Below are 8,235 nucleotides of genomic sequence, written 5' to 3' on the forward strand. Positions count from 1 at the left end.
ACTGTCTGCTAGGGAGAGTTGCCCTGTTTGTTTCCATGCCATAGTCGTGTTTTTTGCTAGGTGATTGATTTTATTGTATTATACCAATTTAATGAACTTTTGTGTGTTTATTCGTGCAAAGGTTTCTAATATTTTATTTTTAAATTCTTAGTCTTAGCTAGTACGGTAAACTTAAATAAACCACATTGTAATGAGATTTTAAATGAAAATTTTTAGAATTATTTTGGGCCTTTCACTTATAACCAGTATGGTAGGCTGTATAACAGTAAATGGAATAAAAACTTCTGATGTGGCAAAATTTAAAAGTCCAAGTGAAGTTATTATAGCTAAAAAATTGAATGGGAAAGATGGTACAGGAAAAGAGTATTTAACTAGTTCTAACGTACCCGATTATCAAATCCCATTTACTTATTTAAAGAAATTTTGTGAATCTCAGAATGGAAATTTCACACAAACATATAAGTCTAATTTTTCAAATGTAAAGACAAGATTACAAGGTTCTACAAGCATTGCTCTTCCTTATATTGGTGGCTTTACGTGTAGAGCATCTCAACCATGGGGAATAACAATTGAACCTGTCGCACATAGATACAATAGTACTCAACACCTAACATTTTTGACATTAAAAACTGAAGTAGCCAATCCACTAGCTCTACTTAATACTGCAAGCGATTATTATATGGCTGACATGAAAAAGCAGAAAGAAATAGAGGCTAAAATACAGCAACGCAATCAAGAAATTAGAAACCAACAACAAAGATATCGAAATATGATCGCTAATAATACTCCAAAAGAGAATGATATTGGGCGCACAATCTGTAAGGACACATCAGTTTCTGAATATACAGGATTAATTGTTATGGGGCAGCCACAATACCGCACTGTAGAAGGTGCAAAAGTTATTGCAAGTTTAGAAGCAATTAGCAATAATCATCTTAAAATCAATATCCAAGGCTGGTTAAGTAGCAATAATACTATCGCTTCAGGAAATAATGTTAGGTATAAGCAGACCCCTCTTGAATCAGGTCGTGTGATCTGGGATAGCAAAGACAATTGGTATATTTGTCAGTAAGGTAGAGCATTAACCTAATATTGACTCATATATCATTAAGCAAATAGAGACATTAATATGAAAAGCCCATGAAATGGGCTTTTCAATCATCTTTTAACATAAAATCTCTTATGCGAAATTTAGTGTTAGAACCCATTTAAAGTGTCTATATTCTCACCAATAAAAATGTCTGGTTTATGATGGTTTTTATCACCCTAGTTCTCAAAACTCGATACTTTATTGAAAAGTTCTATCGAGGCTTATAAGTCCCTGAAACAAAAAAATGCCTGAAGTTCAGGCATTTTTTACATCATCAATATCTACTAAAAAGCTTACAACAATCAACAAACGAGAGTTTTAGTCTTTTGAATACGACTTAATTTTTTCAAAAATAGGGTAAAAGTCTACACCCTCATCTTTCATGCTAGAAAGTAAGTAAACCAGAACAGCGATATGAGTAGGTACTTTTCCGATCTTTTTATAGTTAGTTATGGAGTTTGGGTTCATGTCCAATAAGGTTGCAAATTCCTTAATTGAAAGACCTGCTTTCCCCATAAGTCTTTGAAATTCTTCGTATGGCATCGTGATAAATACAATCTGTTTGAATTAGAAGTATAACACAGACCATAAAACTTAAAAAAACACATAAAAAATGTGACAAACACATTTTTTATGTGTTATAAATAGCTTATCAACTAACCTATTTATCCTTACTATCGGAGAAATGTAATATGTACTCATACCCGGATTCAAACACTGAAAAGAAAATTGCTCTCATGATCATCAATGACTTTTTCATTCAAAAAGCCTATGAACTGTGGATTTTTTTACAACTCGATCAGTGCTTTAATGATTATGAAGCCACACTGATTTGGACTCGACGTTATTTAGAGAAGCATCCTGAGTGTGAGTACAGCGATATTCAAAAAGCCTTTGTTTCTTGTTTCCCAGAACACTTCTTCAGCTTTGACTGTTAATTTATGAGAGGTGAGTAAAGCTAAAAACTTCAAATAGGTAAGATGTAATTATTAGAATTCCTAAAATTAACATAATACATATTATACGAAATTCTGTGCAATTATCCTTATAATTCAATATCATAGTTTATATCCCGAGCATCCATGTTCGGGATTTTTCACGTTTAGCGATCAATAATCAATGGATACCATTGAAACCTTTTAGGTCTTCTGTTTTCTCAAAAATAAAGTCTCTACGATCTAGGATTAGACAGTTTTTATTGTGTCGTCTGATTGATCTTGTGGCTTTGCTAATATCATGGCAATCCCAAGATTTGTCAGATCCTGTCATGGCCGTAATTGGGTGGGCTTCTTGTGCAATATAAATCAGTGCAACCACCATTTGCCTGCCATTTTCATAGCGTTTACGTGCAAATACGATATGGTGAGCAATTTTTAAAAACTGAACTGTCGATTTATTTAAACGTTCTTGGACAGACATAACTTATCTCCAAAGCACAAGCTATTATAACAACTAAATTACAACTAATTAACAATTATTTTTTCTTTTATGTTAACCAGACGATTAAAAAAACGACTCCAAAAAACCCTTTTCTCTGGTTCTGACTCAAAGTGGATGATTTTTTGAGTTAAAAACAGGATATTTTAAATAGTGAATACCCCCACTATAAGCCTAGTTAGATTCTTTTAGCTCACAAAGCTCGGCTTAAAAAATGAGTTTAAGTAACTGATCTAAATAAATAAAATGGGATAGTAATGAATTTTAGGATAGACGCTAAAAAAATAGAATCTAAAATTCATTACTAATCATCTAAAATTCATCACTAATCATCTAAAGTATTGATTTATAATTATTATCTTGTTTTTATCGAAGCTAAAAAAATCTAGAAGTCGAATTATCTTTTACAATACAAGAGAAAGTTCTGCATTCAGCTTGGCAGTTGCAATATCAGGTTCTGTCACGTTAAGGAATTAAAGATCAAATAATTCGGTTAAGTCCCTATCAGAAGTATTTCCATGAAAAAATTCAGTACAAGTGAGCATCTCAAAAAAATGGATCGCAAGGATTGGGCAACAGCTCAATCGATTACGACCTTCGGCATGAGTCCCAAAGAAAAAAGGGCCCATAAAAAAAGATCCTGGGAACGCTTTGAACGGATCCAGTCTGGAGAAACTACACTGGAAGATGAAGAGGCTGTTCTGCTGATGCAATGGCGCGCCTTAAACAATCTGCCTAAAAACCAGAACTAAAATCATTATCCTGATCATGATTCCTTATTTTGTCAGGGGTTACTGCCTTGTCTCTCATTTGCAAAGGCACACGTTCGATGACCTGCCGCTGCATGAATGCCAATTCTTCATCAATAGAGGCTATCTGAATAACTGAATTCTTTAACCGTTGGCCCAGATCACTTAAGTATTCAAATTTCTCAAGTCGATCGAAGGATTCGGTATTCAAAAGATCGATATAAGTCTGTAAATCATGCTGAATCAGCCTAAAAGGTTCGGTCGTTTGATGATCTTGCAATAAGGCTTGCTGCATTTTTTGTTGTAAAAACAATAATTTTTCTTGAGCATACCAACGCTGCCGTGTCCGTGGTGTTTCAGCTTGCGTGCTCAATTCTTCAATCTCTTGACTATTTTTTAATTCAGCCTCGTAAAATGGGCGATACAACTCATAATGATTTTCAGCACGTAACTGGTTAATTTCAGCAGTCATTCTTTCCCGTTCGGCCACTAATTCCGGCTCTTTCTCACGCGCAAAACGGACCGCCTTATTCATCACAGGAACATCCTTTAGCTGTGTGCCATGCTTCTTGTTGTACTCCTTGTTGGATAAACAGCTGACCAAGCTAGGAACTTCCACCTGAATTCCCTTGATTTCCACCATCTTGGTCGGGGCATAACGCATGAGACTGTCATTAATCAGCTCTTCAGTCTTCTGCCGATACAGCTGTAACTGCGCCTTTCCCATACCTAACACATCAGCTGTCAGCTTCTGCGCCCCACCTTTCTGTGGATCCTTTGGGTTATAACGCTTAAAAAACTGTTCTGCGGTCCGGTCGATGCCATCAACATGTCGTTCACTATACATAAAATGCAAATGCGGTTGCTCTTGCCCACCCAACGATCCAACATGATTATGAATGGCACAGGTAAAGGGATAGCTATAGCGGTCTGCGAACTCAGCAATAAACGCCTCGGCCAATTCAATCCGCTGTGCCTGATTCAACTCTTTGGGCAAGGCCACCACCAAACTGGAACAGGTACGGCCATTACTACGTTCATAAATATCTGCAGCGTCCCAAAACTCAGCCGGCTTTCCTTCAGCAAAATTTGGCAGATTGCCGGATCTCACAAACTCGATCTGTTCTGAGGCACTTTCTTTATAATTTTTAAAGTGCGAAGTCCGGGTAATGTAGTGAAACCGGTTCTTGGCCGTGGCAGCATTTTTTACTTTCCCCGATCGGGTTTTCACGGCCTTTTTGCTTGTGTGTTCCAGGTTGCAATAGAACATAATCCCACCTTCAAATTCACGGAGCCTCGCAGAGCCTGCGGAGCACGAGGAGAAGTGTTTTTAATTCGATATAATTGCGTAGTAATTATATCGAATTAAAAACACGGAAACGAGCTTAAGAATTAAAAAAAATGTTCCCACATTTTTTTTAATTTTTCCCGTGCCGGCCTATGCTAAACTGAAAACACAAAAACCTCACCCATTTTATGCTGGAGAATGCGATGGCGGCCCGTGGAAGACCTGCGAAAATACTCACTTCAAATGACCTCATGACATTACAGCAGTTCCTTAAAAATCTCCCTTTCCTCAAGAAAAACCAGCAGCAGGCTTTGACCTTGCTTCAACAAGCAAATGGCATATTCAATGACAAACAGCTCAATCTACTGAAAGCTGCAGACCGTGATAAAAACCAGTTTTTAAAAAGACAGGCCCTCATTGAACAGATCAAGCTAAAGGATAAAAACCAGCAGCCCCTTCTGGCCAACGAAACAGAAATTCTGGCATTACTGACACAGGAAATGGATCAGGATAATTTCTTCCGCCTGGATCGTGCCCTGGAGTCTTACCAGAAAATTGAAAAAGCAGCCTTGGAAAACCGGATCCGGCTGGAGAATGAACACAAGCGCGAAATTTTGCAAAAAAGTCATAAAGAACTGACAGACGCCCAAAAGAAACGTAATGCAGAAAATCAGCTCAAATATGCTTTAGGTGGAGCAGTACTAGCCGCCTGGAACAAACTTAATTTATCAACCGAAAATATAGATCCAGAAAAAGTTAAAAATACCATCGTCAATAACCAAAATTTTTTCAGAATGGTTAGTAACACCACGCTTTATCAATATATTCATCCAAGAACTGAAAACTACTTTCGAAGCAGAGAATTGTTTATCAAAGTTATTGAAGGATTATGTGAATATGATGACCACGGTACAGAACTTTATATCTTTGAAGCAGATAGTCACTTAAAACCGCAATAAAATGCGATTACAGCCACTTTTAAACCAATTTTTGAGTTAGCTACGTCTAAATCAATAAAGTGGCTGTAATCGCAAAACAAGAGCATTTAGCTTATTTTGCAAAAATACAAATCAAGATCCATTTCAAAACTCACAATATACCTAGAAGGTATATACCGAGCGAGTGTCTACGAGCGGCATAACTAAAATTCGCGCTTCGACTCTTTGAAAAACTGTTTTTTAGTATGTGAAATCTAAAAGAGCGTAAATCAAATGCCAAAATTTGATTCTAGAACGAGCGAAAGCGAGTAAAAAAAGCACTATGAGCGAAGCGAATTCCGAATTGTTTGTGCTTTTTTTAAAGTCATAACGAGATTTACTAAAAATTGCCCCAAGGAATCGAGCGAAAGCGAGATTCAATAGAGTTTGAGCGTAGCGAAAACCAAGGGCAATTTTTCATTCCCTGTGCTTTTAATTATTTTAAAGTTTTTAAATACTTTTAGAGATGCTGAAAGCCTTTTCTTGCAAGGCTTTCAAGGCTTATAAGACTACAATTTCTTTGTCATAAGACTACAATTTCTTTGTCATAAGACTACAATTTCTTTGTCATAAGACTACAATTTCTTTGCATTTGATTACATCGAATGCTAATGTAGTCTTAATAACACTTATAACCTATGCAGTCTTATGAAAAATGACTTAGTAGTAAAAGATAATGCCTTAATTAATGCCAGTTATAATCTCGAAGTAACCGAGCAACGGCTTATCCTTTTATCAATAATAAGAGCAAGAGAAACAGGCCAAGGGATCTCATCTGACAGTAAATTAGAGATTCATGCTTCTGATTATGCTTCTCGCTTTGATGTCACCAAAGAAGCAGCGTATAACGCTCTAAAAAATGCAGTTAATAATCTTTTTGAAAGAAAGTTCTCTTTTAAGGAAATTCATAAAGATACAAACAAAGAAATTGTAGTCAAATCCCGCTGGGTTAGCCGAATTGCATATATTGATGACCTTGCTACATTAGAAGTTACCTTTGCACCAGATGTTGTTCCTCTTATCACAAGATTGGAAAAGCACTTTACGAGCTATCAACTTAAACAGGTTGCCCAGTTAACTAGCAAATATGCTATTCGTTTATATGAGTTTCTAATTGCTTGGAGAAATATAGGAAAAACCCCTGTAATTTCTTTATCTGACTTCAGAGAAAAATTAGGACTTGAGATTAATGAATATCAAAAAATGGTTAATTTTAAAAGTCGTGTTTTAGAACCAGCCATAAAGCAAATCAATGAACTCACTGATATACATGTAAAATATGAACAGTACAAAACAGGAAGATCTATCTCAGCCTTATCATTCACTTTTAAGCATAAAAAAATTGATTCGATACCTTCAGAAAGAGATCCAAACACGGTAGATTTCTTTACCCAAATGACTGATGCACAACGTCACATGTTTGCAAATAAGCTTTCAGAGCTACCCGAAATGGGGCGGTATTCCCAGGGAACTGAAAGCTATCCGCAATTTGCTATTCGTATTGCTGAGATGCTGCAAAACCCTAACCGAATAAAAGAACTATACCCGTACCTAAAAAAAGTGGGATATATGCCATCAAGTAAAAAGGACGTAGTAAATGGCTAAGTTATCACTAAGTGAAGTATCCAATCGCTTTAATGTCAGTCGCTCTACGTTATATAGAGCCATAAAAGAAGGGCGTATATCTCGAAGCGCTGATGGTCTTTTTGATATTGCAGAAGTCATCCGATGCTTTGGAGAGCCAATCAAAAAGCATGAAAAAAAACAGGAAGTTGATCAATCTAAGGATGATGCAGATTTACGTCAGCTTGTTGATTTTATGAAAAAGGAGATTGAGTCATATAAAGATCGTGAGAAACGCTATTTAGACCAAATAGACCGCTTTCAATTGTTATTAGAGCATAAAGAGTCTGAAGAAAAAAAATCTCATGATGCACCAATGACACAATCCAATGATGCACCATGCGACAATAGTAATGAAACAAATGAAGCTATTGATAATAATAAAGATATTGAAATCAATAAATCTCAAGAAACATTAGAAATACATCCTAATGAAACACCAAGACACATACCAAATACACATTATGAGACAAAGAAAAAACGTGGCTTATTTGGCCGGGTGCTGAATGCCGTATTTGATAATGATTGAGAAATAAGGGAGAAAGATCATGCCGAAACTGAAAGACATCGCCCTGGGTATTGTAGTCGCGCCACTACTGATCCCGATCATGCTGATTGCATCGTACCAGGATAAAAAGACACTCAAGAAAGAGCGGAATGAACGCCAAAAAGAAAAAGATCAGGCTTCCTGATTATTCACTTGGGCTTATCAAAGCCGTGGAACATTGCTCAAGAAGTAGGCGTGGAACATGATAAAACAATAAAAAAGCCCGAGCATGACGTTTCGGGCTATTAAGTATTGACTATAACATTGAAAGATAAGGAAAATATCTAAGCATTTCGTATAAGGTGTATTATGTTAATTTTAGGGAAACTATAAAGTATCAAAAAAATTAGTAATTCTTAAGAAATCAATGAGTCCGCTTCCCATAATATGTATTATGAGAGGTGGATCAGGAAATTTGAACAACACTTATAAGTGATATTTTGCTCCCCAAATGATGTTATAAACATCAATATATGGAGTATTTTATGACACGTAGACCAAGAAGAAATCATTCAAATGACTTT

Annotated in this window: 10 protein-coding genes; 7 read left to right on the forward strand and 3 right to left on the reverse strand. The window is 36.1% G+C overall.

What is annotated here, in order from left to right:
• The first annotated feature begins 202 nt into the window (after positions 1-202).
• Positions 203-1,072 (forward strand): hypothetical protein, encoded by an 870-nt coding sequence (locus tag FTV30_RS14820; protein WP_180001853.1) that lies wholly within the window; start codon positions 203-205, stop codon positions 1,070-1,072.
• A gap of 336 nt (positions 1,073-1,408) precedes the next feature.
• On the opposite strand, the gene FTV30_RS14825 is transcribed toward FTV30_RS14820, so the two are convergent.
• On the reverse strand, positions 1,409-1,633 hold the full coding sequence (locus tag FTV30_RS14825) for a helix-turn-helix transcriptional regulator (protein WP_004676219.1): 225 nt from the start codon (positions 1,631-1,633) through the stop codon (positions 1,409-1,411).
• A 149-nt stretch (positions 1,634-1,782) separates the two neighbouring features.
• On the opposite strand from FTV30_RS14825, the gene FTV30_RS14830 reads away from it, so the two are divergent.
• Positions 1,783-2,028 carry a hypothetical protein gene (locus tag FTV30_RS14830; protein WP_180001854.1) on the forward strand — a complete coding sequence of 82 codons (246 nt, stop codon included), beginning with the start codon at positions 1,783-1,785 and terminating at the stop codon, positions 2,026-2,028.
• Positions 2,029-2,206: 178 nt separating this feature from the next.
• Here FTV30_RS14830 and FTV30_RS14835 read toward each other — a convergent pair whose 3' ends face one another.
• Entirely contained in the window at positions 2,207-2,509 is a 303-nt protein-coding gene (locus FTV30_RS14835) for a hypothetical protein (protein ID WP_180001855.1), read from the reverse strand.
• 536 nt (positions 2,510-3,045) lie between these two features.
• Between FTV30_RS14835 and FTV30_RS14840 the strand changes: the two genes are divergently transcribed.
• Complete coding sequence (locus FTV30_RS14840; RefSeq protein ID WP_249733010.1) at positions 3,046-3,279, forward strand: hypothetical protein; 234 nt, start codon at positions 3,046-3,048, stop codon at positions 3,277-3,279.
• Here the strand turns inward: FTV30_RS14840 and FTV30_RS14845 are convergent.
• Positions 3,263-4,546, reverse strand: a complete 1,284-nt coding sequence (locus FTV30_RS14845) for a MobA/MobL family protein (RefSeq protein WP_131292408.1) — start codon at positions 4,544-4,546, stop codon at positions 3,263-3,265. The two genes, FTV30_RS14840 and FTV30_RS14845, sit on opposite strands and share 17 nt — an antisense overlap.
• Before the next feature lie 221 nt (positions 4,547-4,767).
• Here FTV30_RS14845 and FTV30_RS14850 point away from each other — a divergent pair, with 221 nt between their 5' ends.
• From FTV30_RS14850 to FTV30_RS14865, 4 genes are all read left to right on the forward strand, one after another.
• A complete protein-coding gene (locus tag FTV30_RS14850; RefSeq protein ID WP_005175443.1) occupies positions 4,768-5,523 on the forward strand; it encodes a hypothetical protein in 756 nt (251 codons plus the stop codon).
• Positions 5,524-6,189: 666 nt separating this feature from the next.
• Entirely contained in the window at positions 6,190-7,146 is a 957-nt protein-coding gene (repM, locus tag FTV30_RS14855) for a replication initiation protein RepM (RefSeq protein WP_180001856.1), read from the forward strand.
• Complete coding sequence (locus tag FTV30_RS14860; protein ID WP_180001857.1) at positions 7,139-7,693, forward strand: plasmid replication DNA-binding protein; 555 nt, start codon at positions 7,139-7,141, stop codon at positions 7,691-7,693. Before repM ends, FTV30_RS14860 begins: the two co-directional genes overlap by 8 nt.
• Before the next feature lie 19 nt (positions 7,694-7,712).
• On the forward strand, positions 7,713-7,856 hold the full coding sequence (locus FTV30_RS14865) for a hypothetical protein (RefSeq protein ID WP_180001858.1): 144 nt from the start codon (positions 7,713-7,715) through the stop codon (positions 7,854-7,856).
• The last annotated feature ends 379 nt before the right edge of the window (positions 7,857-8,235 follow it).

It is taken from the genome of Acinetobacter sp. YH12255 (assembly GCF_013417355.1).
Taxonomy (GTDB): Bacteria; Pseudomonadota; Gammaproteobacteria; order Pseudomonadales; family Moraxellaceae; genus Acinetobacter; species Acinetobacter pseudolwoffii.

Bases quoted from the DNA above. Each gene is read 5' to 3' on its own strand.
- FTV30_RS14820 (WP_180001853.1), top strand. From the start codon at position 203: ATGAAAATTTTTAGAATTATTTTGGGCCTTTCACTTATAACCAGTATG.
- FTV30_RS14825 (WP_004676219.1), bottom strand. From the start codon at position 1,633: ATGCCATACGAAGAATTTCAAAGACTTATGGGGAAAGCAGGTCTTTCA.
- FTV30_RS14830 (WP_180001854.1), top strand. From the start codon at position 1,783: ATGTACTCATACCCGGATTCAAACACTGAAAAGAAAATTGCTCTCATG.
- FTV30_RS14835 (WP_180001855.1), bottom strand. From the start codon at position 2,509: ATGTCTGTCCAAGAACGTTTAAATAAATCGACAGTTCAGTTTTTAAAA.
- FTV30_RS14840 (WP_249733010.1), top strand. From the start codon at position 3,046: ATGAAAAAATTCAGTACAAGTGAGCATCTCAAAAAAATGGATCGCAAG.
- FTV30_RS14845 (WP_131292408.1), bottom strand. From the start codon at position 4,546: ATGTTCTATTGCAACCTGGAACACACAAGCAAAAAGGCCGTGAAAACC.
- FTV30_RS14850 (WP_005175443.1), top strand. From the start codon at position 4,768: ATGGCGGCCCGTGGAAGACCTGCGAAAATACTCACTTCAAATGACCTC.
- repM (WP_180001856.1), top strand. From the start codon at position 6,190: ATGAAAAATGACTTAGTAGTAAAAGATAATGCCTTAATTAATGCCAGT.
- FTV30_RS14860 (WP_180001857.1), top strand. From the start codon at position 7,139: ATGGCTAAGTTATCACTAAGTGAAGTATCCAATCGCTTTAATGTCAGT.
- FTV30_RS14865 (WP_180001858.1), top strand. From the start codon at position 7,713: ATGCCGAAACTGAAAGACATCGCCCTGGGTATTGTAGTCGCGCCACTA.